This is a genomic window from Burkholderia sp. ZZQ-2, from assembly GCF_050768715.1.
In the GTDB taxonomy this organism is placed as follows: domain Bacteria; phylum Pseudomonadota; class Gammaproteobacteria; order Burkholderiales; family Burkholderiaceae; genus Burkholderia; species Burkholderia cepacia.
On record NZ_LDVA01000282.1, the window covers coordinates 1 to 23,696 of the forward strand.

General features: G+C 68.8%; 21 protein-coding genes. 10 read left to right on the plus strand and 11 right to left on the minus strand.

The window, feature by feature from the left end; translation table 11 throughout:
• Position 1 precedes the first annotated feature (1 nt).
• Together ABY44_RS23250 and ABY44_RS23255 are read left to right on the plus strand one after the other, a co-directional pair.
• Positions 2-1,024 carry a squalene/phytoene synthase family protein gene (locus tag ABY44_RS23250; RefSeq protein WP_431642355.1) on the plus strand — a complete coding sequence of 341 codons (1,023 nt, stop codon included), beginning with the start codon at positions 2-4 and terminating at the stop codon, positions 1,022-1,024.
• A 479-nt stretch (positions 1,025-1,503) separates the two neighbouring features.
• The gene (locus ABY44_RS23255) at positions 1,504-2,703 is read left to right on the plus strand and encodes a porin (RefSeq protein WP_060171052.1); all 1,200 of its coding nucleotides are present in this window, start codon (positions 1,504-1,506) and stop codon (positions 2,701-2,703) included.
• Between the two features lie 249 nt (positions 2,704-2,952).
• Here ABY44_RS23255 and ABY44_RS23260 read toward each other — a convergent pair whose 3' ends face one another.
• The 8 genes from ABY44_RS23260 to ABY44_RS23295 all read right to left on the minus strand — a co-directional run bounded on the left by ABY44_RS23260 (position 2,953) and on the right by ABY44_RS23295 (position 10,956).
• Positions 2,953-4,440: an efflux transporter outer membrane subunit gene (locus tag ABY44_RS23260; RefSeq protein WP_060171050.1), complete on the minus strand. Its 1,488-nt coding sequence runs from the start codon at positions 4,438-4,440 to the stop codon at positions 2,953-2,955.
• Positions 4,441-4,450: 10 nt separating this feature from the next.
• Positions 4,451-5,605 carry an ABC transporter permease gene (locus ABY44_RS23265; RefSeq protein WP_059696254.1) on the minus strand — a complete coding sequence of 385 codons (1,155 nt, stop codon included), beginning with the start codon at positions 5,603-5,605 and terminating at the stop codon, positions 4,451-4,453.
• A complete protein-coding gene (locus tag ABY44_RS23270) occupies positions 5,602-6,561 on the minus strand; it encodes an ABC transporter ATP-binding protein (protein ID WP_060171048.1) in 960 nt (319 codons plus the stop codon). Before ABY44_RS23270 ends, ABY44_RS23265 begins: the two co-directional genes overlap by 4 nt.
• Positions 6,558-7,541 carry an HlyD family secretion protein gene (locus tag ABY44_RS23275; protein WP_060171045.1) on the minus strand — a complete coding sequence of 328 codons (984 nt, stop codon included), beginning with the start codon at positions 7,539-7,541 and terminating at the stop codon, positions 6,558-6,560. Before ABY44_RS23275 ends, ABY44_RS23270 begins: the two co-directional genes overlap by 4 nt.
• Complete coding sequence (locus tag ABY44_RS23280; protein ID WP_060171043.1) at positions 7,538-8,236, minus strand: TetR/AcrR family transcriptional regulator; 699 nt, start codon at positions 8,234-8,236, stop codon at positions 7,538-7,540. Before ABY44_RS23280 ends, ABY44_RS23275 begins: the two co-directional genes overlap by 4 nt.
• Positions 8,237-8,512: 276 nt before the next feature.
• Positions 8,513-8,929, minus strand: a complete 417-nt coding sequence (locus tag ABY44_RS23285) for a cupin domain-containing protein (RefSeq protein WP_059696248.1) — start codon at positions 8,927-8,929, stop codon at positions 8,513-8,515.
• A gap of 10 nt (positions 8,930-8,939) precedes the next feature.
• Positions 8,940-9,377, minus strand: coding sequence for a carboxymuconolactone decarboxylase family protein (locus tag ABY44_RS23290; RefSeq protein WP_060171041.1), 438 nt, complete (start codon positions 9,375-9,377; stop codon positions 8,940-8,942).
• A gap of 94 nt (positions 9,378-9,471) precedes the next feature.
• Positions 9,472-10,956, minus strand: coding sequence for a PLP-dependent aminotransferase family protein (locus ABY44_RS23295; protein ID WP_060085195.1), 1,485 nt, complete (start codon positions 10,954-10,956; stop codon positions 9,472-9,474).
• Between the two features lie 267 nt (positions 10,957-11,223).
• Between ABY44_RS23295 and ABY44_RS23300 the strand changes: the two genes are divergently transcribed.
• The gene (locus tag ABY44_RS23300; protein ID WP_027791471.1) at positions 11,224-12,141 is read left to right on the plus strand and encodes a LysR family transcriptional regulator; all 918 of its coding nucleotides are present in this window, start codon (positions 11,224-11,226) and stop codon (positions 12,139-12,141) included.
• A gap of 146 nt (positions 12,142-12,287) precedes the next feature.
• On the plus strand, positions 12,288-13,037 hold the full coding sequence (locus tag ABY44_RS23305) for an SDR family oxidoreductase (protein ID WP_027791472.1): 750 nt from the start codon (positions 12,288-12,290) through the stop codon (positions 13,035-13,037).
• Between the two features lie 80 nt (positions 13,038-13,117).
• Here ABY44_RS23305 and ABY44_RS23310 read toward each other — a convergent pair whose 3' ends face one another.
• Together ABY44_RS23310 and ABY44_RS23315 are read right to left on the minus strand one after the other, a co-directional pair.
• A complete protein-coding gene (locus tag ABY44_RS23310; RefSeq protein ID WP_060171039.1) occupies positions 13,118-14,755 on the minus strand; it encodes a glycoside hydrolase family 32 protein in 1,638 nt (545 codons plus the stop codon).
• 175 nt (positions 14,756-14,930) lie between these two features.
• The gene (locus ABY44_RS23315) at positions 14,931-16,496 is read right to left on the minus strand and encodes a glycoside hydrolase family 68 protein (RefSeq protein ID WP_060171037.1); all 1,566 of its coding nucleotides are present in this window, start codon (positions 16,494-16,496) and stop codon (positions 14,931-14,933) included.
• Positions 16,497-16,683: 187 nt separating this feature from the next.
• Here ABY44_RS23315 and ABY44_RS23320 point away from each other — a divergent pair, with 187 nt between their 5' ends.
• The 5 genes from ABY44_RS23320 (at position 16,684) to ABY44_RS23340 (ending at position 21,836) form a co-directional block, all read left to right on the plus strand.
• Positions 16,684-17,724 carry a substrate-binding domain-containing protein gene (locus ABY44_RS23320; RefSeq protein ID WP_060171035.1) on the plus strand — a complete coding sequence of 347 codons (1,041 nt, stop codon included), beginning with the start codon at positions 16,684-16,686 and terminating at the stop codon, positions 17,722-17,724.
• A gap of 392 nt (positions 17,725-18,116) precedes the next feature.
• Entirely contained in the window at positions 18,117-18,803 is a 687-nt protein-coding gene (locus ABY44_RS23325; RefSeq protein WP_431642362.1) for a type 1 glutamine amidotransferase domain-containing protein, read from the plus strand.
• Between the two features lie 141 nt (positions 18,804-18,944).
• Positions 18,945-20,054, plus strand: a complete 1,110-nt coding sequence (locus ABY44_RS23330) for an NADH:flavin oxidoreductase/NADH oxidase (protein ID WP_027791477.1) — start codon at positions 18,945-18,947, stop codon at positions 20,052-20,054.
• 124 nt (positions 20,055-20,178) lie between these two features.
• Positions 20,179-21,249, plus strand: coding sequence for an AI-2E family transporter (locus ABY44_RS23335; protein ID WP_060171032.1), 1,071 nt, complete (start codon positions 20,179-20,181; stop codon positions 21,247-21,249).
• A gap of 212 nt (positions 21,250-21,461) precedes the next feature.
• Positions 21,462-21,836: a hypothetical protein gene (locus tag ABY44_RS23340; protein ID WP_049097651.1), complete on the plus strand. Its 375-nt coding sequence runs from the start codon at positions 21,462-21,464 to the stop codon at positions 21,834-21,836.
• A gap of 24 nt (positions 21,837-21,860) precedes the next feature.
• Here ABY44_RS23340 and ABY44_RS23345 read toward each other — a convergent pair whose 3' ends face one another.
• Positions 21,861-22,655 (minus strand): SDR family NAD(P)-dependent oxidoreductase, encoded by a 795-nt coding sequence (locus ABY44_RS23345; RefSeq protein WP_059696233.1) that lies wholly within the window; start codon positions 22,653-22,655, stop codon positions 21,861-21,863.
• 170 nt (positions 22,656-22,825) lie between these two features.
• On the opposite strand from ABY44_RS23345, the gene ABY44_RS23350 reads away from it, so the two are divergent.
• The gene (locus tag ABY44_RS23350) at positions 22,826-23,671 is read left to right on the plus strand and encodes a helix-turn-helix transcriptional regulator (RefSeq protein ID WP_060171031.1); all 846 of its coding nucleotides are present in this window, start codon (positions 22,826-22,828) and stop codon (positions 23,669-23,671) included.
• Positions 23,672-23,696: the final 25 nt, after the last annotated feature.

Consider the following 23,696-nt stretch of genomic DNA (forward strand, 5'->3'; position numbering starts at 1 on the left):
GCTGAAGAACGTTTCCCGCTCCTTCTACCTGACGCTGCGCGTGCTGCCCGACGGCATGCGCGACCCGGTCGGCCTCGCGTACCTGCTCGCGCGCGCGGCCGACACGATCGCCGATACGGCGCTCGTCGCGCCCGATCGCCGCGCGGCATTGCTGACCGAGCTGCGCGATGCGGTCGAGCAGCTCGGCGACGGCGTCGCGCTGTCGCGTGCGCTCGAGGACGTGACGCGGATGCAGACCGATTCGCACGAGCACGTGCTGCTCGGCTCGATGGAGCAGATGCTCGCGCTGCTGCGCGCGCAGCCGGACGCCGATCGCGCATCGATCCGCAAGGTCGTCGCGACGCTGACGGCGGGGATGGTATTCGACCTGCGCACGTTCCCCGACGAGCAATCGGGGCGGGTCGCGTCGCTGCGGACGCGCGACGAACTCGACCGCTACACGTATCTCGTCGCCGGTTGCGTGGGCGAGTTCTGGACCGACATGACGGGCATGCACACGCCGGCCGCGCGCGGCTGGAACCTGCCGGACATGGTCGAGAAGGGCATCCGCTTCGGCAAGGCGCTGCAGATGACCAACATCCTGCGCGACTGCGCGAAGGACCTGCGCATCGGCCGCTGCTACCTGCCCGACGATGTGCTGGGCGCGCACGGGCTGAGCGTCGCCGACCTGATGTTGCCCGATGCGTCGGCGCGCGCGCGCGGCGTGCTGGTCGACCTGCTGCGCGTGACGCTGGACCAGTATCGCGACGCATGCCTGTATACCGTTGCGATCCCGCGCCGCTTCGTGCGGCTGCGGCTGGCATGCCTGTGGCCGATCATGATCGGCCTCGAAACGCTCGAGCTGCTGGCCGGTCATGACGCGTGGCTCGATCCGGCGAAGCCGGCCAAGGTGCCGAGAAAGCGCGTCTACCGGATCATGGCGTCGTCGCTCGCGCTGGTCGGCTCGAACACGGCGATTCGCGCGCGCATGACCGCGCTTTCCGATGCCGTGAGCGCGCGTCTCGTGCAGCCGGTCACACGCTGACACCCACCGAACGATGCCGGCGCGACAGGTGCCGGCGTCGCCCCTCGGCCCGCGTTCGCCGGGCCGGTTCTCCCGCATCGTCTAAAAACGTTTTCATTATTTCGTTTCGCGAAACGTGGGTGTCATGAACGTCAGCGATCCTTCGCGGCGGCGTGAATCGCGGCGTCAGCCGCGGTCGCGCATTTGTAAGATGTATTTCGCCGAAGGCATCTGACAACATCCGACGGTCGTGTTGCACCCGTAAAAATGTAAAGCTAGGGTTTTCACCGGGAAATGCCGGAAAAGCCCGCCGCGTAAGCGTTTTCAGGTGTTATGTAACTGCTTGGTGAACCCGTGCGTTGCGTCGATCATACGATGACCGACTGCACATGTTGGGAAATGATTGGTAATCCGTCAGAATCGCGTCGGCATGTACTCGCACATGTGTCAGTCATAAAACCACACCAGAAAAGAAATCATTCTTTGAGGACGGAGAATCAATGAAAAAGCGCGTCGCTTTCGCCATGACGGCAGCGGGCCTTGCAGCCGCTACCGCCGCCCACGCTCAAAGCAGCGTGACCCTGTACGGTATCGTCGATAACGGTCTGGCTTACCAGAACAACGCGGCACCGTCGACCGGTGCGACGAGCGGCGGTCACTCGAAGGTGTCGATGTCCACCGGCGTATGGGCGGGCAGCCGCTTCGGCCTGAAGGGCAGCGAAGATCTCGGTGGCGGCACGAAGGCGATCTTCCAGTTGGAAGCGGGCGTGAACTCGGCGACCGGTGCGTCGCAATGGGCAGGCGGTATCTTCACCCGTCAAGCATGGGTCGGGATGACGAACCAGGCGTACGGTACGCTGACGGCCGGCCGTCAGTACACGGCGTACTACACGCTGCTGTCGCCGTACAGCCCGACGACGTGGCTGACGGGCGCATACGGCGCGCACCCGGGTGATATCGATTCGCTGGATACCAGCTACCGCGCGAACAACTCGCTCGTCTACATGTCGCCGAAGTTCTACGGCTTCACGGTCGGCGGTTCGTACTCGTTCGGCGGCGTGCCGGGCAGCGTGAACCGCGGCTCGACGTGGAGCGCGGCAGTCCAGTACCTGAACGGTCCGGCAGGCATCGCGGTCGGCTACCAGAAGGTCAACAACTCGACGCTCGGCGGCGGCCTGTGGGGCGACAACTCGACGGTCACGAGCGGCGGCCAGCCGGCCGTGTCGGCGATCAACTCCGGTTATCAGACGGCGCAGTCGCAGCAGCGCATCGGCGTGACGGCCGGCTACCAGTTCGCGCCGGCGTGGGACGTGTCGGCGTCGTACACGAACGTCAAGTACACCCCGGGCGTCGGCTCGGCGTTCCGCAACTCGGCGATCTTCAACACGGCTGGCGCCGTGCTGCACTGGAAGGCAGCGGCACAGTGGGACTTCGCAGTGGGCTACTCGTACACGGCGGCGACGCAGTCGAACGGCATCACGAGCGCGGCCAAGTACCATCAGGTCACGCTGTCGCAGTACTACAGCCTGTCGAAGCGTACGGGCCTGTACGCACTCGAAGCCTACCAGCACGCATCCGGCAATACGCTGAACAAGGCTGGCGGCATCCAGGCAGCGACGACGCAGATCGGCGACGGCGTGGCAGCAGGTTCGAAGCAGAACCAGATTGCAGTCGGCGTCGGCATGATCCACCGCTTCTGATGTCGCGCGGCGCGTGAGCGCCGCTTGCGACATGCGGTATGAAAACCGGCCTTCGGGCCGGTTTTTTCATGTCCGCGCGATTTGGGCGAATGTCGCGCCGCGGTCGTTGCGTCGAGCACGCACCGCGCGGTCACTTTGCTTCTATCGCTGCGTCAAGCCCGCATCCTGTCGCTCCGTTTCTATCGCTGGGTGAACCCGCGTCGCGCGATCGCTCCGCTTCGATCGCCGCATTGACCCTGCACCGCGCACTCACTCCGCCGCGTCGTTCGTCCAGCTTCCCGCGAGCGCCTGAAACAGCGCCGCCGTATCGGCAAGCCGGTCGGCCTGTGCGCGCGTACGGTCGAGCGCCGTCTGCAGTGCCTGCCGCTGTGCATCGAGCAGGTCGAACGTGCTGATCCCGCCCGCCGCGTAACGGTCGCCGGCAATCGTATTGCTGGCCGCCGCTTCCCGTGCCGCCGTGTCCCGAGCCTGCCATGCGGCAGCGTCGTGCTCGACCGCGCGCATCGCGTCGGCCACCTGCTGCAGCGCCTCGAGCACGGTTTCCCGGTAACTCGCGAACGCGGCGTCGTACGCCGCTTCGGCCGCGCGTTTCTTCGCGCGCAGTTCACCGCCGTGAAAGAGCGGCTGCGTGAGACCGAGACCGACATTCCATACATTGAGCCCGCTCACGATGTCCGCGATACGTGTGCGCTCCGAGCCGATCCCCGCCGAAACCGAAAAGCGCGGATACAGGTTCGCGGTGGCCACGCCGACGTTCGCGCTCGCCTGGTGCAGCACGGCTTCGGCGGCGCGGATGTCGGGCCGTTCGCGTGCGAGCGTCGACGGCAGCGCGACGGGCAGCGTGCGAGGCAGCGCGAGCGCATCCAGCGTGAGGTCGGGCAGCATCGCGTCGGCGGGCGGCGCGCCGAGCAGGATCGCGAGCCGGTGGCCGGACTGCGCGAGGCGGGTCGCGAGCGGCGGCAGCGACGCCTGCGTCTGCGCGAGCAACGCGCGCTGCGCATGCACATCGGCCTGCGATACGCCACCGGCAGCGAAACGCGCTTCGACGATGCGCAGCTGCCGCGTCTGCGCGTCGATCAGCTGCCGCGTGAGCGCGACCTGCTGCGCGAGCGACGCGCGCAGGATCGCGGTGGCGACGACGTTACCCGCGAGCGTCAGGCGCGCGGCGTCGAGCGTATAGGCCTGGTAGTCGACCTGCGCGCGCAGCGCCTCGAGCGCGCGCCGGTTGCCGCCGAACACGTCGAGCACGTACGACACGCTCACCGACGCGTCATAAAGCGTGAACGGCCCCGGGCTCGGCACGCTGGCCGGCAGGCCGAACGCGGTCGTGTCGACCTGCTCGCGCGTCGCGGACAGGCTCGCATCGACTTTCGGCAGCATCGTCGCGCCGGCTTCGGCCGCATGGTTCTGGCGCGCTTCGTCGAGCCGCGCGCGGGCTTCGGCAAGCGTCGGGCTGTTGCGCCACGCGGTATCGACGAGCCGGTTCAGCGGTTCGGAGCCGAACTGCGTCCACCAGTGCTGCGGAGTGTGTTCGGCCGATGCGAACGTCTGACCATCGCCTGTCGGGCCGGCGGCGGCCGTCGTCGCCGGCGGTTCGCCGCGCGTGTAGCGCTGCGTGGCGGGCGCATCCGGCGCGTGGAAATCCGGCCCGACCGCGCATCCGGCGACGAGCAGCGCGGCGACGGCCAGCGTGCAGCAGCGGGTGGCGTGGAGGGGGCGACGCGAAGCCGGCTTCATCGTGCGGCGCCTAGTCGAGCGTGCGCCGGTAGAAGCGCAACGCGATGCCCATCACGACGACGGTGAACAGCGCGACCGGCCACACGGATGGCCACAGGTCGTTCCAGCCGTTCCCTTTCAGCAGGATGCCGCGCACGAGGCGGTTGAAGTAGGTGAGCGGCAGCAGGTTGCCGATGAACTGCGCCCACTTCGGCATCCCGGCGAACGGGAACATGAAGCCCGACAGCAGGATGTTCGGCAGGAAGTAGAACACCGCGAGCTGCATCGCCTGCAACTGGTTCTGCGCGAGCGACGACAGCGTGATGCCGACGGTCAGGTTCGCGGCAATGAACAGCAGCGCGGACAGGTAGATCGCGAACGCACCGCCGACGAACGGCACCTCGAACACGAAGCGTGCGGCCGCGAGAATGATCGACACCTGGATCAGCCCGATCAGCACGTACGGGACGATCTTGCCCGTCATCACCTCGAGCGGCCGCACGGGCGTCGCGAGCAGGTTCTCCATCGTGCCGCGCTCGCGTTCGCGCGTGATCGCGAGGCCCGTCATCATCACCATCGTCATCGTCAGGATCACGCCCATCAGGCCCGGCACGACGTTGTACTGCGTGATGCCCTCGGGGTTGTAGAGCCGGTGCAGCACGACGTCGAAGGCGGCCGGCCGGCCGTTCAGGTGCGCGAGCGGGCCGGTCAGGTCCTTGTCCGCGACCGGCTGCACGAGGCCGGCGAGTGCGCCGATCGCCGACGCGGTCGCGACGGGATCGGTCGCGTCCGCCTCGACGAGCAGCGACGGACGTTCGCCGCGCAGCAGCCGGCGCGAGAAATCGGCCGGCACGTTCAATACGAACAGCACGTCGCCGCGTGCGAGCGCACGCTGGCCGGCCGCTTCGTCGGGCAGCGTCTCGACGATGTCGAAGTACGCGGAGTTGCGCATCGCGGCGACGAAGCTCCGCGCGAACGGGCTCGCGTCGGCGACGATCACCGCGGTCGGCAGGTGCTTCGGATCGGTGTTGATCGCGAAGCCGAACAGCGAGAGCTGGATGATCGGCACGCCGACGATCATCGCGAACGTCACGCGGTCGCGGCGCAGCTGCAGGAATTCCTTCAGCACGATGCTCCACCAGCGCGCGACCGAGAACGCATCGCGCAAGCGCGCCCACGCGTTCATGACGACGCTCCGCCGGGCGGCGCGGATGCGCGGCCCATCATGTAGATGAACACGTCCTCGAGGCCGGTGTCGATCGGCGCGACCTGCAGCGCGGCGGGCCCGCCGGCCTGCGCCGCGACCTGCGCGAGCGTCGCGTCGAGCCGCGCGCGATCGCGGCCGCTCACGTGCAGCGCCGAACCGAACACGACCGTCTGGTCGACGCCCGGCATCGTGCGCAGTCGCGCGGACAATTCGGCCAGGTGGCCGCCGGTGATCGCGCGGGTCGCGAGCCCCTGCGACGCGACGATCTCCGCCGACGTGCCCTGCGCGAGCAGCTCGCCGTACGCGATGTACGCGAGCTTGTGGCAGCGTTCGGCTTCGTCCATGTAGTGCGTGCTGACGAGCACCGAGATCCCCTGGGCGGCCAGCCGGTGCAGTTCTTCCCAGAAGTCGCGGCGCGCGGCCGGGTCGACGCCGGCCGTGGGCTCGTCGAGCAGCAGCAGGGCCGGCTCGTGCAGCATGCAGGCGGCCAGCGCGAGGCGCTGCTTCCAGCCGCCCGACAGCGCGCCCGTGAGCTGGTCGGCGCGGCTCGCGAGGCCGAGCCCGTCGAGTGCGCGCGCGACGGCCGCCTTGCGGTCGGGCATCCCGTACACGCGTGCGACGAAATCGAGGTTCTCGCGGATCGACAGGTCTTCCCAGTACGAGAAGCGCTGCGTCATGTAGCCGACGCGCCGCTTGATCTGCGCGCTGTCGCGCACGATGTCGTAGCCGAGACAGGTGCCGCTGCCCGAGTCGGGCGTGAGCAACCCGCACATCATCCGGATCGACGTGGTCTTGCCGCTGCCGTTCGGCCCAAGAAAGCCGAAGATCTCGCCGCGCGCGACGCGCAGCGACACGTCCTTCACGACATGCTTGTCGCCGAAACGCTTGTTCAGGCGAACGACATCGATCGCGTACGGGGTGGAGGGCGCGTTCACGGCACCCTCACGGCGACGGGCTGGCCCGGATGCAGCTTCGGCGCGTCGGCCACGGCCGGGCGCGCCTCGATCATGAACACGAGCTTGGTCCGGCTCTCGTTGCTGTAGATCACGGGCGGCGTGTATTCGGCCTCGCTCGACACGTAGGTGATGTGCGCGGGCACGTCGGCCGCACAGCCGTCGCAGTGGATCGCGACGGCGCGCCCCGGTGCGAGCGATGCGATGGCGGCCTCGGGCACGAAGAAGCGCACCTTCAGGTTTTGCGGCGGCAGCATCTGCACGACCGGATTGCCGGCCTGCACCCATTCGCCGACACGGTACAGCGTGTCGTACACGCGCCCGGCGGCGGGGGCGGCGACGCGCTTCTGGTCGAGCTTCCACTGCGCTTCGGCCACGGCCGCCTGCGCGGCGTCGACCTGCGCGGCCTGCGCGGTGACCTGCTGCGCGCGGCCCGGCAGGCGCGCGACGTCGACCTGTTTCTGCAGTTCGCGCATCTGCGCGGCGGTGGTTTGCGCGGACGTGCGCGAATCGTCGAGCTGCTGCTTCGACAGGCCGCCGGCCGCGTACTGGCGTTCGTCGCGCGCCAGTTGCGCGGCGGCCCGCGCGGCCTGCGCGGTGGCCTGGGCGAGCTGCGCCTGCGTGACCGCGATTTCCGGCGGGCGCTTGCCCGTCCGCAGGTCGGCAAGCTGCGCGCGGGCGGCCGCGAGCTGGTGCTGCGCCTGCAACAGCGCGGCGGTTTCGCTGACGGCCTCGAGCGAGAAGGCGGGCGCGCCGGCGGCGAGGGTCTGGCCGCGCGCGACCGCCAACTGCGTCAGCGTGCCCGATTGCGACGACGACAGGTACACGAATTCGCCTTCGACGTAGCCCTGGTAGGTCGTGCCGTTGTCGGCCGGGCGTCCGCAGCCGGCGAGCACGGCGATTGCGGCGATTGCGGCGACCGCGGCAACCGTCGCCAGCGGCAGTGCGCAGGGCGGCTTCATGACGGCCTCCGTGGCGAGCGGGCCCGTGTGCGACGCGCGGGGGCGGGCGGCTGCATTCCGGAACCGAGCAGCGCGCGGACGTGCCGGTGCAGCACGTCGCGGTCGATCGGCGGCATGCCGCGCGCGCTTTGCCACAGTTTCGCGGTCGCGAGCGGCAGCATCACCAGCGCGACGATCGAATGGAACAGGAACGCGGGTTCGAGCGCGGGGTTCAGCGTGCCGGCCTGCTGCGCGCCGCGGATGCGTTCGGCGAAGCGCCCGACATGATCGAGCGGAATGCGCCGGACCATCCGTTCGCGCAGCAGCCCGCCTTCGTGGACGATCTCGCGCAGCCAGATCGACGGCAGCCACGGCATGCGGTGCGTGACGTCGAAGAAGCGGTCGACGAGTTCGCCGACGAGCGCGAACGGATCGTCGTCGATCCGCGGCTCGGTCGGTCGCCACACGAACGCGATCGCCTGTGCGAGCCGTTCCTCGACGATCGCGTCGAGCAACCGCTCGCGATTCGTGAAGTAGTAGTGGACCATCGCCGACGTGACGCCTGCGGCGGCGGCGATCTGCGCGACGGTCGTCGCGGCGATGCCGCGCTCGGCGAACAGTTGCATCGCGACGTCGAGCATGTGGTCGCGCAGGTCGAAATCGTCGACCGACGGGCGGCGCCCGCGCGGCCTGGCGACGGTGGATTTCGCGTTCATGAAATCGACGCTAATTGATGAGTTAGTTAATTTCAAGGAAGGGTTTTCGACCGGGTTGATCGAGATCAGGCGAGCGTCGAACGGGGGCGCGGGCGGGCCGGGATGTGGCGCGGCGCGGTGCGGCAAGCGGGTAGCGGAGTGTAGGGAGCGGCTAATGCGGAAACGGCGAGGGAAAACCGGCGGGGAGCGGCGGGGCCCCGGAAGGGAAACGGCGGCGAACCCGGTCGTGCAGCGGGGGGCACGTGCGTCGACAACGGCACGCGCCCCGGCAAGCGCTTACTGATCGATCGGCGACGTCAGCGGCACGTGTTCGCCGGTCAGCCCGAACACGACGATCTGCGCGGGTTCGGTCGCGCTCGCGTTGCGCGACACCTGGTGGCGCGAGCCGGGCGCCTCGTACCAGCCTTCGCCGGCGCGGTAGCGGTGCAGCGGGCCGCCGTTCACCTGCGACAGCACTTCGCCTTTCGACACGACCGCGAACACCGAGCCGAGGTGCCGGTGGGCTTCCGACGCCTGGCCGGGCGCATAGTCGACGGTCGCGACGACCGCGAGCTTGCCGGGCGCTTCCGGCACGGCCTGCTGCATGATCGTGTGCACGTTGTCGCCGGTGTCGTGCGCATGGGCGGCGGCCGGCAGCAGCGCGGCCGCGAGCCATGCGCCGAGGGCGGCGCGACGGAGCGTGGCGTACGTCATCGTCGTCTCCTTACTCGGGCATCTTGCGGAACGCGATCGCGAAGCGGTTCCACGTGTTGATCGTCGCGATCAGCATCGACAGGTCGAACAGTTCCTCGTCGGTGAAATGCGGCTTCACGGCCTCCCAGACGGCGTCGGGCACGTGGTTGTCGGCCACCAGCGTCAGCGCCTCGGTCCATTCCAGCGCCGCGCGTTCGCGCTCGGTGAAGAACGGCGTTTCGCGCCACACGACGACGGTCGCGAGACGGCGGTCGGTTTCGCCGTCCTTGCGTGCGTCGGTCGTGTGCATGTCGACGCAGAACGCGCAGCCGTTGATCTGCGACGCGCGCAGGCGGACGAGTTCGGCGAGCGCCTTCTCGATCGAGCTTTTCGCGATGAAGTCCTCGGCGTTGCGCATCACCTTGATGGCGTTCGGGCTGGCGGTATAGAAGTTCAGGCGCGGTTGCATGGCAGGTCCTTTTTCGGTTGGAGCGCACGGTGGCGCGACAGGACCCACTTTAGGGCGCAAGCTGGCCTGCTTGAATGGCCAATTTCTGGAAAATTCAGGTAACCAGTGCCGGGCCGCCGATGCTGCCCGAACCCAGCAGGCCGGCGAGCTTCGCAAGCGCCGTGTCGATGCGCAGCGCGTCGATCCCGCCATAGCCGAACAGCAGCCCCGCACTGACCGGCACGCCGACGTGGAATGCCGAGATACCGTACAGGCCGATGTCCTGCGCGCGGGCGGCGCGGACGAGTGCCGCCTCGTCGAGCCCCGGCTTCAGGCGGGCGGCGAGGTGGATGCCGGCGGTCGGCACGATCGCGTCGAACCACGGCGCGAGTTCGCCGCGCAGATGCGCGATCAGCATCTTGCGACGCGCGTCGTAGTGCTTCTGCACGCGCTTCAGGTGCCGTGCGAAGTCGCCTTCGAGCATGAAGCGGGCGAGCGCCGCCTGCGTCAGCGTGCAGGTGTGCCAGTCGACGATCTGCTTCGCCTTGGCCAGCGCGCCGCGCAGCGCGCGCGGCGGAATCGCGTAGCCGATCCGCAGCTCCGGAAAGATCGTCTTCGAGAAAGTGCCGACATACGCGACGAGGCCCGTTCGGTCGAGGCTCTTCAGCGACTCCACCGGGCGGCCCTCGAAGCGGAACTCGCCGTCGTAATCGTCCTCGATGATGACGGCGCGGCGGCGCTGCGCCCATTCGAGCAGCGCGACGCGCCGGTCCAGCGTCATCGGCATCCCGAGCGGGAACTGATGCGACGGCGTCACGTAGACGAGGCGCGCGTCGTCGGGCAACCGTTCCGTGACCAGGCCGTGCGCGTCGACCGGCACGCCGATCACCGTCGCACCGAGCGACGCGAACGCGGCACGCGCGGGCGGATAGCCGGGATCCTCGACCGCGACCACATCGCCGGGCCGCACGACGACGCGGGCGATCAGGTCGAGCGCCTGTTGCGCGCCTTGCGTGACGAGCACGTCGTCCCAGCCGCACGCGACCGCGCGGCTGAACGCGACGTAACGCGCGATCGCCCCGCGCAGCTGCGGATCGCCGGCCGGGTCGTGGTACTGGGCGGGGCCGCGCATCTGCTGGCGCAGCGCGTGATGCAGGCAGCGCCGCCACGCGTCGAACGGGAACAGCGTCTTGTCGGTCACGCCGCCGCGGAAGTCGAAGCCGGGCGCATCGTGCTGTATGGGCATCGCGAGCGCGTCGGGCAGGTCGTTCCACAGCGCGCGGGCATCGACCGCGTCGACGCGCGGCGTGCCGTCGACGAGCGACGGTGCCGACATGGACGCGGCGTGCGGCACGCGCGCGAGGCCGTCGGCGACGAACGTGCCGTCGCCCGCGCGGGTATTCAGGTAGCCTTCGGCCACCAGGCGCTCGAACGCATCGAGCGTCGTCTTGCGCGAGACGCCGAGCTGTTTCGCGAGGTCGCGCGTCGACGGCAGCCGCGCGCCGCCGGCGAGGCGCCCGTCGACGATCGCGGTGCGCAGTTGCCGGAAGATCTGCCCCGTCAGGTCGTGACGGCCTTCGATGCGGATCGCGATGTCCATCGCAGTGGTTACCTCGATTGCCATAATTTCGAGTTGACCAGCATACCGGAAGCCGGGGGTGGCGGCATGGTGCGGGCTCCGTGACGGCGTGACGGAATGCCTGTACCGGCCGCCGGAGCGCAAGGAATCGCGCAGAGGCCGGCCGAACCGGCCGGGCGGGACACGCCCGTGACCGGCACGATCGGCACGACCGGCCCGCATCGCCCGATTGGACCTTGGCCCGCCGCTGCCTTACGATCCACGACAACCCCACACCGGAGCCACCCCATGCTGTCCGAAGACGAACTTGCGCTGCTCGACGCGATCCGCGCCACCGGCAGCCTGTCGCGGGCGGCCGCGCGGCTCGGCAAGGCGCCGTCGACGGTGTCGCACGCGGCGCGCCAGCTCGAAACGCGCTTCGACGCGCTGCTGTTCGACCGGCGCGGCTACCGGCTACAGCTCACGCCGGCCGGACAGCTGCTGACCGACGAGGCGGCGCGGCTGGCGCTGGACGTCGCGCGGCTGACGCAGCGCGTGCGGCAGGTCGCGAGCGGCTGGGAAGACCGGCTGTGGATCGTCAGCGACGAGGTGCTGGAGTTCGACACGCTGTTGCCCGTCGTCCACGCGTTCGATGCGCTCGATTCGGGCGTGTCGTTGCGTTTCACGCACGAAGTGCTCGGCGGTACCTGGGAAGCGCTGCGCGACGGCCGTGCGGACCTGGTGGTCGGCGCGACCAACGAGCCGCCGGCGATTCCCGGCTTCAAGTGGTTCGAGTTGGGGGCGATCGAGTGGGTGTTCGCGGTATCGCCGCGCCATCCGCTGGCCGCCGTGAGCGGCGCATTGACGCGAGATGCGATCGGCGCGCACCGGGCGGTCGTCGTCGCCGATTCGTCGCGGCGCGCGGCCGGCCGCGCGTATGGCCTGCTCGGCGGGCAGGCCGTGCTGGCGGTGCCGTCGATGCGCGCGAAGATCCTCGCGCAGCGCGACGGGCTGGGCGTCGGCTGGGTGCCGCGCCGGCGCGTGGCGTCGCTGCTCGCGCGCGGCGAACTCGTGGAAAGACAGACGGCCGATCCGCGCGAGCCGAACCGGCTGTATGTCGCGTGGCACGGCGACCGGGACGGCCGGGCGCTGCAATGGTGGCTCGAGCAATTGCGCGAACCGAGGCTCGCGCAGCGGCTGCTCGACGGGATCGACGTGGCCGGCTGACGCGGCGCGGAACAGCGCGACCGAACCCGCCCGCGCAAACACGTTCGACGATTTCGAACGTGTTCGTCGCGCCCGTCGTACGGCAAGGCCGGGCGCGGCGCGCATCCTGTGTCCACGGTCAACTCACCGGTTCACAGGAGAACATCATGCAACGCTTCGAAGGAAAGACGGTCCTCGTCACGGGCGGCAACAGCGGCATCGGGCTGGCGGCCGCCAGGGCATTCGCGGCCGAAGGCGCGCGGGTCATCATCACCGGGCGCGATGCGCAGACGCTCGAGGCCGCGCGGCAAACGCTCGGCGCGGATGCGCTCGCGATCCGCAACGAGGCCGGCAGCGTCGCGTCGGCCCGCGCGCTGGCCGATGCGATCGCGTCGGCGGGGGCGCGGCTCGACGCCGTGTTCATCAACGCGGGCGTCGCGAAACTCGCGCCGTTCGCCGACAGCGACGAGGCCATGTGGGATCTCGTGTTCAACACCAACGTGAAGGGCGCGTATTTCCAGATCCAGTCGCTGGTGCCGCTGCTGAACCGTGGCGCGTCGATCGTGATCAACGGCTCGATCAACGCGCACATCGGGATGCCCGGCTCGTCGGTATACGCGGCGAGCAAGGCGGCCGTCAATTCGTTCGCGAAGACGCTGTCGACGGAACTGCTGCCGCACGGCGTGCGCGTGAACGTCGTGAGCCCGGGGCCCGTGCAGACGCCGCTCTACGGCAAGCTCGGGTTCGACGCGGCCACGCTCGACGAGACGGCCGACAAGATCAAGGGCCTCGTTCCGATCGGCCGGTTCGGCACGCCGGACGAGATCGCGTCGACGGTGCTGCACCTCAGCGCGCCGGAATCCGCGTTCATCGTCGGCGCGGAGATCATCGCGTCGGGCGGGATGGGCTTGCTCTGATCGGCGAAGCCCCGGCGGGGCTGCAACCGCCCGGCGTTGCGCCGGGCGGACAGCCCTCGTTACCGGCGGACGGATTGCATCTATCGCGCCGCACAGGCGCCATGCCTGTCGCCGCCGGCTTCGAGCTGCGTCACCGTGAGCCCGGAGAACGTCGCGCGGCCGTGCTCGGCGAATACGGCGACGCGGTCCGCGTCGGGCGGCGGGAAGATCAGGTCGGTGAGCGCCACGCGGCCGCCGTTCGCGAACACTTCGACCGAGCCGCGATCGACGACGATCTCGAGCCGCAGCCGCCCGTGCTCGAGCGGCAGGTCCACGATGTGCTCGCCGCTGAACGTGCCGGCGAAATTCGCTTCGCCGGAGCGGGAGCGGTCGAGCGTCAGCGTGCGCTTCACGGTGTCGTACACGATCCGGGTGCCGACCGAGCCGTCCGCCGAGCGCCGGACGATCAGGCCGGCACGCGCCGCGTGCCGCGGCTCGAGCGTGACCGTGATGCGCTGGACGGCGCCGCGCGTCGCGGGCGACAGCGCGCGTGTCGCGGAGTCGACCGCGAGGTCGCCTTCGTGTACGGCGGGTCGCCCGTCCGCCCATGCGTCGAACGCGGCGGCCGGCGCGACGACGAGCGTCGGTTCGCCGTCGATCGTTTTCAGTGAGAGTTCACGCGGCAGGGTCATCGCGCCGCGCCACGGCGCGGTGGGCACTTTCGCCGCGTAATCCCAGTTGCTCATCCACGCGATCGCGACCGGCCGTGAGCCGGGCGCGCCCGAGAAGGTGCCGGCTGCGTAGAAATCCGCGCCATGGTCGACCCAGTGGAATTGCGCGGGATCGGAACCGGCGGGGGCGACGCGATCCGGCGTAAACGTGCGGCCGTCGAAGTGGCCGACGAAATACATCGCGCCCGAGCCGCCGGCGATCGACCACGGGTTGACGTTGACGATCATGACCCACCGTGTTTGTGCGGGGTCGCCGTCGAGCGGCAGCGGCACGAGGTCGGGCATTTCCCACAGCGCGCCGTCGTGCGGCACGCCCGGCCGCGTGAAATCGCTCAGGAAATTCCAGTGGATCAGGTCGTCCGAGCGATAGAGCTTCACGACGTGCGCGTCGGCGACGACCGTCGTCATCAGCCAGTAGCCGCCAGGCGCATACCACGACACTTTCGGATCGCGAAATTGCTTCGATTCCGGGTCGAGCGTCAGCACCGGATTGCGTGCGTAAGGTTGCCACGTCGTGCCGTGATCGAGGCTGTACGCGAGCGACTGCGCCTGAATGCCCGGCGCGTGGCCGGAGCCCGCCTTGTACACGCTCGTATAAAGCGCGACGAGCGGCGAGTGGCCGGGCGTGCCCAGGCCGGACGTATTGAGGGTGTCGGCGACGATCGAGCCGGAGAAGATTTCCTCCGTCGCGTTCGCGCGCATCGCGACCGGCTGCTCGCGCCAGTGGACGAGATCGGTGCTCGTCGCGTGGCCCCACGACATGTTGCCCCAGTCGTTGCCGAGCGGATTGTATTGGTAGAACAGGTGATAGCGTCCGTTGTCGTAGACGAGCCCGTTCGGATCGTTCATCCAGTTGCGCTGCGGCGTGTAATGGAGCGCGGGTCGCCATTGCGGGGTGCCGTCGTCAGCCGGCGCGTGGCAGGGCGCGGCAGCGACCTGAGTACAGGCCACGCAGGCGAGCAGCAACCGGGCGATCCGGGCGGAAAAGCGAAAAGACGTCGATATCATGCGGGGTGTCGTGCTTCGCCGTGCGAGGCGGGAAAGAAGGGCGCCTGCCGCTTTCGACGGCGGTGCGCGCAATGGATGGAAGGAAAAAAGTGGAGGCGCGCACGCGACACGCGCGATATGCGCCTCCCTAACCCCGTGCCTTTATCGATGATCGTTATTGTTGGTTATCCCGGCTTCACGGGTTGTGGCCGTCGCCCGTCGCGGGCAGGTTCGCCGGAATGTCGCCGTAGCCGCCGAGCCCGCCGCGGCCATACGTGCGATCGACCGCCGTCGACGTTCCGTTGATACCGACCTTCACCGTCGGCGCGAGCGTGCCGCCGCGACGCGGGCCGATCGCATCGATGAACGACTCGACGAGCCCGCCCGGCATCACGTAGTGCGAATACGACTGGAATTCGCGCGGGTTCTGGTTGGGATCCTGCGAATACGGTGCACCGGCCGGCGCGGAGAAGTCGGTCGGGTTGCCGAGCACGAGGCCGCTGCCGCCGTTCAGCGGCAGGAAGTCGCTGCGGATGCCGTTGCCGACGAAACCGTACACGCCGTCCGGGCCGTCGACGCCGGCCGCCATCGTCGTGCGGTGGCTGATCGTGAACAGGTAGTACTTGCCGTCCTTCAGGTAGATCTGCGGGCGCTCGGTCTGGTCGTCGACGCAGTTCGCCGACAGGATCGGCGGCAGGAACTTCCACTCGGTCAATTGCGGGTTCGTCGCGACCGCCAGGCCGACATTGGCCTTTTGATACACTGCGCCCGAATTCATCACCGCGTTGAGATCTTCCTTGTACGGATCGTTCGGCGCGTAGCCGAGATCGGCCTCGGTGCAGGTGCGTGCGCCGCGCTGGCCGCCCGTATTGCCTTCGAAGACCATGTAGGTCTTGCCCGGGTGCGCGGGATCGGTGAACACGAACGGATCGCGGAACGAGAAGTAGGTGTTCTGCTGGCCGGTCTGGTAGTAGTTGCCGTCCGGTTGCAGCAGCGCCTTGTGATCGCCGAAGCCGGTGAACCACACGTGCTTGTCGTCGGCGTGGATGTTGCCGTCGGCGCGCGTGATGATCGCCTGCGGCGGCGTGATGTCCGCGCCGCCGGGCGCCGAGCGGTTGAACGACGTCGCGGTGTAGTACAGGCTGACGTTGCTGCCGTTCGTGAGGCGCGCGGAGCCGGACCATTCGGCGTTGTTGGTCATCGGTGCGGTGCCGAATACCCTGGCGCTCGCGCCGTCCGGGAACAGGTGGCCGCCCCAGGTCCAGCCGCCGTTGGCGGGGCGCTGCGACGCGGGGATGCCCGCGCGGCGATAGAAGAAGCCGATGCGGGCGTGGACGTGACGGTCGTCGAACGTGTAGCCCGCGTGCGGATCGGCGGTGAGCGAGAAGATCACCTCCCAGCCCTTGTAGCTGAGCTGGTTCGCGCGCAGGTCGGCCAGCGGCCACGTGTCCCATACCCACACGTTCGAATTGATCAGCGGGAAATCCTGCGGGATGTCCGGCATCGTCAGCGCTTGCGGCAGCGAGTTCTTGTCGGCGCCGGCGGTGTGCGACTGCGCGACGATCTGGCGGATGTCCGCACGCGTCCAGCGCATCGTGAAGTTGCCTTCGGGATCGTAGGCCTGCTGCGTATGGGGCGTGGGCATGGGCGCGCCCGTGCCGCCGGACTGCGCGTGCGCGACGGACGCGAAGGCGGCAAGTGCGCCGCCAGCGAGGAGCAAACGTTTGGTCGTCGTCGGGCGGAAAAGGGGAAAGTATGTCATCTCGTCGTCGTTTCCAGGAAAGGTCAAAGTGAACGGCTGAGTGGGCATCGATGTCCAAACCGGTTTGGATGCTATTTCAAACCGGTTTGGAACGCAAAAGATATTTAATTGACGGTAATCGTTACCAATTGGAAATAATTACCCGGCCGGTGCATCCCTGTGTTCGGGCGGCCGGGCGGATCGGCGAATGCGAGGAGTGACGGTGAAGGTGAATCTGAAGGCGCTGTCGGACGCGCTCGGGCTGTCGCGGACGACGGTCAGCCGTGCGCTGAACGGCTACGACGACGTCAGCGAGGCGACGCGCGAACGCGTCGCGCGAGCTGCACGGGAAATGGGCTATGTGGCGGACCCGACCGCGCGCCGGCTGGCGACCGGTCGGGCCGACATGATCGGGATCGTTTATCCGTTCGGCGCGGGCGATCTCGGCGATCCGCGTTTCGGCGAGGTCGTCGCGGGCATCACCGAGCGGCTCGCGGAACGCAATCTCGATTTCATCATCGCGTCGGCGCGGCCGAACGCGGAACTGGACACCTATCGGCGCATCGTCGAAGGCAAACTCGTCGACGGCCTGATCGTCGCGCGAACGCTGGTCGACGATCCGCGCATCGCGTACCTGCAGGCGAGCGCGTTTCCGTACGTGGCCTACGGCCGGACCCGGATGGCCGAGCCGTACGCGTGGTTCGACTTCGACAACGAAGCGGGCGCGCGGGACGCGGTGCGCCGGCTGACGGGTTTCGGGCACCGGCGCATTGCGATGATCAGCGCGCCGCTTGCCCTGAATTTCGCCGCGCAGCGCCGTGCAGGCTATCTGTCGGCACTGCGCGAAGCCGGCATCGAGCCGGATCCGGCGCTGCTCGTCGAGTGCCCGTTCACGCACGACGGCGGGTTGCAGGCGGTGCGGGCGCTGCTCGCACGCGCCGAGCGGCCGACGGCGCTGCTGGTCGACAACAATATCGCGGGCGGCGGCGCGTTTCGGGCGCTCGTGGACAGCGGGCTGCGCCTGGGCGAGGACATGTCGCTGATCGTCTACGACGGCGTGCCGCCGGGCCTCGCGCACCCGTATCGCGTGACGGCGGTCGTGCAGCCGACCGGCCACGCATCGGGGCGCTCGCTCGCGGAACTGATGCTGCGCCTGCTGGGCGACGGCGTGCGCGAGCGCCGGCTCGAGGCGCCGGCAATCGAGGCGGGCGACACCGACGGTCCGTTGCGCGACCAGCCGGCGCGGTGAAGGCGAGGGGGCGCGAGTACCTGCGGGCACCGACGGATCGCGCCCCTCGAGAAAGGCCATGACGACGGCAGGGATGATTGCCCGACTACTAGACGACCGGTCTAATCCGCGACTATCATCCGTCCTCGTGAATGCGGCGACGTCCGTGGCGCATGCAAGCAAGGCGCGAAAAATGCCATCTCGCGCCGTGGTGCTGGTAGCGCGGCGAGACGCCGGCGTTTTATTTTCGAATGTTCTAGACGACTGGTCTAATAGGCGCATGCCGCATTCGGATACGCGGGTCGCACGATGACGCGTCACAGCTGACTAACGGACAGGCGGCGCGCCGCGCCGGCCGGTTTTCTGGATCATGCGGCCCCGTTTCCGTCAACTTTTCGAAGGAGTGTCCGATCATGAAGATTCTGGTTGTCCTGACCTCGCACGACACGCTCGGCGACACCGGCAAGAAGACCGGCTTCTGGCTCGAGGAACTGGCCGCGCCGTACTACGTGTTCAAGGATGCGGGCGTCGAGCTGACGCTCGTGTCGCCGAAGGGCGGCCAGCCGCCGCTCGACCCAAAAAGCAGCGATCCGGCCGCCCAGACCGACGCGACGCGCCGCTTCGAAGCCGATGCGGCGGCCAAGGCCGAACTGGCGTCGACGCGCAAGCTGGCCGACGTGTCCGTGGACGACTACGACGCCGTGTTCTACCCCGGCGGCCACGGCCCGCTGTGGGATCTCGCCGAGGATCTGCATTCGATCGGCCTGATCGAGCGCGCGCTGGCGGCCGGCAAGCCGATGGCGGCGGTCTGCCACGCGCCGGGCGTGCTGCGTCACGTGAAGAATCCGCAGACCGGCGAATCGGTCGTGCGCGGCAAGCGCGTGACGGGCTTCACCAACAGCGAGGAAGCGGCCGTCGAACTGACGGAAGTCGTGCCGTTCCTCGTCGAGGACATGCTGAAGACCAACGGCGCGCAATTCGAACGCAGCGCCGACTGGGCGCCGCATATCGTCACCGACGGGCTGCTGATCACGGGGCAGAACCCCGCGTCGTCGGCGCCCGCCGCCGAGGCGCTGCTCGCGCAACTCGGCCGCCGTTGAGCCGATGGCGCCGGCCGGGCCGGCGCCGCACCGTATCCGTCGCCGGGCGCAAGCCGTCCGGCGACGGCCCGAATCGTTCCGTCGTGCGCACCGCACGGCGCGTTTCCCGTCGTTTTGCAGAACCAAGCAAAGGAGCCGTGGATGTCTGCCCTGTTCGAACCGTTCAAACTCAAGGATGTCACGCTGCGCAACCGCATCGCGGTGCCGCCGATGTGCCAGTACGTCGCCGAGGACGGCGTCGTCAACGACTGGCATCACGTGCATCTGGCCGGCATCGCGCGCGGCGGCGCGGGCCTCGTGATCGCCGAGGCGACGGCCGTGTCGCCGGAAGGGCGCATCACGCCGGGTTGCGCGGGGCTGTGGACCGATGCGCAGGCCGCAGCGTTCGCGCCGTCGGTCGCGGCGATCAAGGCCGCCGGCGCGGTGCCCGGCATCCAGATCGCGCACGCGGGCCGCAAGGCGAGCGCGAATCGTCCGTGGGAAGGCGACGACCATATCGCCGACGGCGATCCGCGCGGCTGGCAGACCATCGCCCCGTCGGCCGTGCCGTTCGGCGCGCACCTGCCGAAAGTGCCGCGTGAAATGACGCACGACGACATCGCCCGCGTGCAGGCCGATTTCGTCGCATCGGCGAAGCGTGCGCGCGATCTCGGCTTCGAATGGCTCGAATTGCACTTTGCGCACGGTTATCTCGGCCAGAGTTTCTTCTCGGTGCATTCGAACCACCGCACCGACGAATATGGCGGCTCGGCCGAGAATCGCGGCCGCTTCCTCGTCGACACGCTCGCGGCCGTGCGCAAGGTCTGGCCCGAGCATCTGCCGCTGACCGCGCGCCTGGGCGTGATCGAATACGACGGCCGCGACGAAGAGACGCTCGCCGAGTCGATCGCGCTCACGCAGCGGATGAAGCGGGAAGGGCTCGACATGCTGAGCGTGTCGGTCGGCTTCTCGACGCCCGCCGCGCAGATTCCGTGGGGCCCGGCGTTCCTCGCGCCGATCGCCGAGCGCGTGCGCCGCGAGGCCGGGCTGCCGGTGTCGTCCGCATGGGGGATCGACACGCCGCAACTGGCGAACCGCGTGGTGGCGGAAGCGCAGCTCGATCTCGTGATGGTCGGGCGCGCGCACCTGGCCGATCCGCACTGGCCGTACTACGCGGCCAGGCAGCTCGGCGTCGAGCGTCCGTCGTGGACGCTGCCCGCGCCGTACGCGCACTGGCTCGAGCGCTACCGGATCGCGGACAAGGCGGCCTGAGCCGCCTTGACGACACGGCGCGCGCATCTTGCGCGTCGCCGATCCGGCGCCGATGGATAGAATGGCGGTTCGTGCAGGCCGGTTGCCTGCGCGAACCGCCATTTTTCATTTCGACAGAGGTGCCATGGGCGCACACGTCCCGTCGTCTCACGACTCCGCCGCACGGCCGCGCGCGCAGCAGGTTGCCCGCGTCGTGCTGTATGCGGCGCTGCTGGTGCTCGCGCTGTGGATCATCCGCGACTTCATTCCCGCCATCGCATGGGCCTGCGTGATCGCCATCGCGATGTGGCCGCTGCTCAAATGCTTCGAATCGCACCGGCTGTTCCGTGACCGGCCGACGCTGATCGCGACCGTCATCACGGCCGCGATCTCGCTGCTCGTCGTGCTGCCGATCGCGGTCGCGGCCGTCCAGGCGATCGGGCAGGCGCACGACCTGCGCGAGTGGCTGAAGTCGGTCCAGGACAGCGGCATTCCGTTGCCGGACGTCGTCAGCCGGCTGCCTTACGGTTCGGCTCAGATCACCGAATGGTGGCAGGCCAATCTCGGCCATCCGCTGCATGCGGCCAGCGCGATGCACGGCGTCAACAGCGAGAAATTCCTCGCGTTCGGGCGGCAGTTCGGCACGAAGCTCGCGCATGTGCTGCTCGAATTCGGCTTCATGCTCGTCACGCTGTTCGTGATCCTGCGCGCGGGCCACAAGCTGTCGGGCGCATTGCTGCAGGGCGCGCGGCGCGCGTTCGGGCACAACGGCGCGGAACTGATCGACCGGATGGTCAAGGCCGTGTACGGCACGGTGACGGGGCTCGTCGTCGTCGGGCTCGGCGAGGGTGCGCTGCTCGGCATCGCGTATGCGCTGGCCGGCGTCCCGCATGCGGCGCTGCTCGGCCTCGTCACGGCGATTGCCGCGATGCTGCCGTTCTGCGCGCCGATCGTGTTCTGCGGCGCGGCGCTCTGGCTGTTCGTGCAGGGTGCGACGGCGTGGGCCGTCATGGTGGCCGTGCTCGGTTTCGTCGTCGTGTTCGTCGCCGAGCATTTCGTGCGGCCGGTGCTGATCGGCAGCTCGGCGCGGCTGCCGTTCCTGCTGGTGCTGTTCGGCATCCTCGGCGGCGCCGAGACGTTCGGCCTGATCGGGCTGTTCGTCGGCCCCGCGCTGATGACGGTGCTGACGATGCTGTGGGCCGAGTGGATCGCGTGACGATGCGCGACGTTGTGCCGATTTGACGCATCGGCGCGGCAGATTCGATGCGCGTGCAAGCATGTGGGGGCTGCAACGACCGGGCTTGCGCGCGGGCATGACATGCAGGGATTCGTATAAAGATCTCTACATTTCTTTTCGATCCGGACCCAAAGGTCGAGTAGCATGGGGCTTTCGATCACGCCGGCATGGCGCAGCAGATTTTCCCAAGCATGCGATTGATTTCGATGGCCCGTCCCGCAGCGACGCTGTCCCTGGCCGCCAGCTGCCTGATGTTGCACGGCTGCGCGTGGTTCGACTCGTGGCTGCCATTTTCGTATTCACGCACGCCGCTCGCGCGGGCCGCCTCGCGGCACGGCGCGACGCGCGCCGATGTCGTCCGCGCGGCCGGCAACCCGCGCAGCGTCTGGATGGTCCGCAACGGCAGCGGCGTCTGCTACAACTACTTCATCGAGCACGGCAACGATCACCGTGAATATTTCGTCGTGTTCGACAGGGCCGGCATCGTCACGCAACACGGCTTCGATTCGTGCATGAACGCCGACCGCAAGGGCACGCTCCAGCCGGGCAAGGCCGCTTCCCGCTAGCGCGGCGGCCGTGCCCGCCCGCCGTCACGCGATCGTGTCGACCACGCCGCCGTCCACCCGCAACGCGGCGCCCGTCGTCGCCGAAGCCTGCGGCGAGCACACGTAGACCACCAGGTTCGCGACTTCCTCGGGCGTCGCCGGCCGCTGGATGATCGAGCTCGAACGGTGGTTGCGCACGAATTCCACGGCCACGTCTTCCACGCTGCGGCCGGTTTCGTCGGCCGTTTCCTTCAGCAGCGCCCGCACGCCGTCCGACATCGTCGGCCCCGGCAGCACCGAGTTGACGGTCACGTTGGTGCCGGCCGCGAGCTTCGCGAGGCCGCGTGCGATCGACAGCTGCGCGGTTTTCGTGAATCCGTAATGAATCATGTCGACCGGGATGTTCAGGCCCGATTCCGACGAAATGAACACGATGCGGCCGGCATTGCGTTCGATCATCCCCTTCAGGTAATGCCGCGCGAGCCGCACGCCGGACATCACGTTCATCTGGAAGTAATGTTCCCACTCGGCGTCGTCGATCTCGAAGAACGCCTTCAGGCCGTAGATGCCCGCATTGTTGACGAGGATGTCGGCCGCGGGCGTGTGCTGCGTGATGCGGGCGACACCCGCGGCATCGGAGAGATCGGCCGCGATGCCGTCGAAGCCCGCGTCGGGGACGGCCGCGCGCAGGTGCGCGAGCGCGGACTGCACCGACGCATCGCTGCGGCCGTTGACGACGACGCGCGCACCGGCGCGCGCGAGCCCTTCGGCAATCGCGAGCCCGATGCCGGCGGTGGAGGCGGTGACGACCGCGGTCTTGCCTTTCAGATCGATATGCATGAGCGTGACGGAAGAGGAGTGAACGAAAACCGCCGCGGGCGCCGCGGCGGACGGAATTCAAAGCTTAGGCGAAACGGCGCAATCCCGTATCGAAGCGTGGCGTTCCGGTTGCGCCGCGCCGCACAGTCTTGTACGGTGGGCGGTCGCCGTCCGAACCGGGAGCCCGCCGCGTGAGCCGTACCGCCAACCGATCCGTCGTACCGTCGCCGTTCTGGCGCGATGCCGCGCTGCCGTTCATCGAGGCGCGCACCGTCGACGACGGCCGCGCGATCTGCTACGCGAAGCACACGCACGACACGTTTTCGGTGGGCGCGATCGTCGGCGGCACGAGCACCTACGTGAACGGCGCGACGCACGAGCACGTCGGGCGCGGCGTGCTGGTGATCATCGATCCGGAACAGGTGCATGCGTGCAATCCGTACGGCCCGGACGCGTGGGCATACCGGATGGTCTATGTCGACGTGCCGTGGCTCGCGCGGCTGCAGCATTCGCTGGGCCGCGATCCGAACCGCGATTTTCACGGTTTTTCGCCGAAGTTGACGGAACGGCGCGACCTGTTCGCGCAATTTGGCGGCTTCTACCGGACGCTCGTCGCGCCCGGCATCGATCCGCTCGGCAAGGAGAGCGCGGCGGTCGAATTCTTCACGGCGCTGCACGGCGCGCTCGACCGCGAGCTGCCCGGCCCGCGCGCCGGGGACGACAACGCCAAGCTCGCGCGCGCGGCCGACTACATCGCCGCGCATTGCCGCGAGGGCGTCACGCTCGATGCGATCTGCGCGGCCGCCGATTTGTCGCGGTCGTACCTGATCCGCGCGTTCAACGCGCGCTACGGCATGACGCCGCATGCGTTCCTGATCGACCGCCGCGTGCAGTACGGCCGCACGGAGCTGCGCCGCGGCCGGCCGATCGCCGACGTCGCGCTCGACGCGGGCTTTGCCGACCAGGCGCATTTCCAGCGCGCGTTCCGGCGGATCGCGGCCGCGACGCCCGGCCAGTACCGCAGCGCGATGAGCTGAGCCACGAGTCGAGCCACGAGTTGAG

Excerpts from the sequence above, each read along its gene's own strand:
- ABY44_RS23280 (WP_060171043.1), bottom strand. The coding sequence starts at position 8,236 with ATGAACGCGAAATCCACCGTCGCCAGGCCGCGCGGGCGCCGCCCGTCG.
- ABY44_RS23295 (WP_060085195.1), bottom strand. The coding sequence starts at position 10,956 with ATGGACATCGCGATCCGCATCGAAGGCCGTCACGACCTGACGGGGCAG.
- ABY44_RS23285 (WP_059696248.1), bottom strand. The coding sequence starts at position 8,929 with ATGACGTACGCCACGCTCCGTCGCGCCGCCCTCGGCGCATGGCTCGCG.
- ABY44_RS23340 (WP_049097651.1), top strand. The coding sequence starts at position 21,462 with ATGCGATTGATTTCGATGGCCCGTCCCGCAGCGACGCTGTCCCTGGCC.
- ABY44_RS23265 (WP_059696254.1), bottom strand. The coding sequence starts at position 5,605 with ATGAACGCGTGGGCGCGCTTGCGCGATGCGTTCTCGGTCGCGCGCTGG.
- ABY44_RS23335 (WP_060171032.1), top strand. The coding sequence starts at position 20,179 with ATGGGCGCACACGTCCCGTCGTCTCACGACTCCGCCGCACGGCCGCGC.
- ABY44_RS23260 (WP_060171050.1), bottom strand. The coding sequence starts at position 4,440 with ATGAAGCCGGCTTCGCGTCGCCCCCTCCACGCCACCCGCTGCTGCACG.
- ABY44_RS23320 (WP_060171035.1), top strand. The coding sequence starts at position 16,684 with ATGCGAGGAGTGACGGTGAAGGTGAATCTGAAGGCGCTGTCGGACGCG.
- ABY44_RS23275 (WP_060171045.1), bottom strand. The coding sequence starts at position 7,541 with ATGAAGCCGCCCTGCGCACTGCCGCTGGCGACGGTTGCCGCGGTCGCC.
- ABY44_RS23255 (WP_060171052.1), top strand. The coding sequence starts at position 1,504 with ATGAAAAAGCGCGTCGCTTTCGCCATGACGGCAGCGGGCCTTGCAGCC.
- ABY44_RS23300 (WP_027791471.1), top strand. The coding sequence starts at position 11,224 with ATGCTGTCCGAAGACGAACTTGCGCTGCTCGACGCGATCCGCGCCACC.
- ABY44_RS23325 (WP_431642362.1), top strand. The coding sequence starts at position 18,117 with ATGAAGATTCTGGTTGTCCTGACCTCGCACGACACGCTCGGCGACACC.
- ABY44_RS23290 (WP_060171041.1), bottom strand. The coding sequence starts at position 9,377 with ATGCAACCGCGCCTGAACTTCTATACCGCCAGCCCGAACGCCATCAAG.
- ABY44_RS23345 (WP_059696233.1), bottom strand. The coding sequence starts at position 22,655 with ATGCATATCGATCTGAAAGGCAAGACCGCGGTCGTCACCGCCTCCACC.
- ABY44_RS23315 (WP_060171037.1), bottom strand. The coding sequence starts at position 16,496 with ATGACATACTTTCCCCTTTTCCGCCCGACGACGACCAAACGTTTGCTC.
- ABY44_RS23330 (WP_027791477.1), top strand. The coding sequence starts at position 18,945 with ATGTCTGCCCTGTTCGAACCGTTCAAACTCAAGGATGTCACGCTGCGC.
- ABY44_RS23305 (WP_027791472.1), top strand. The coding sequence starts at position 12,288 with ATGCAACGCTTCGAAGGAAAGACGGTCCTCGTCACGGGCGGCAACAGC.
- ABY44_RS23310 (WP_060171039.1), bottom strand. The coding sequence starts at position 14,755 with ATGATATCGACGTCTTTTCGCTTTTCCGCCCGGATCGCCCGGTTGCTG.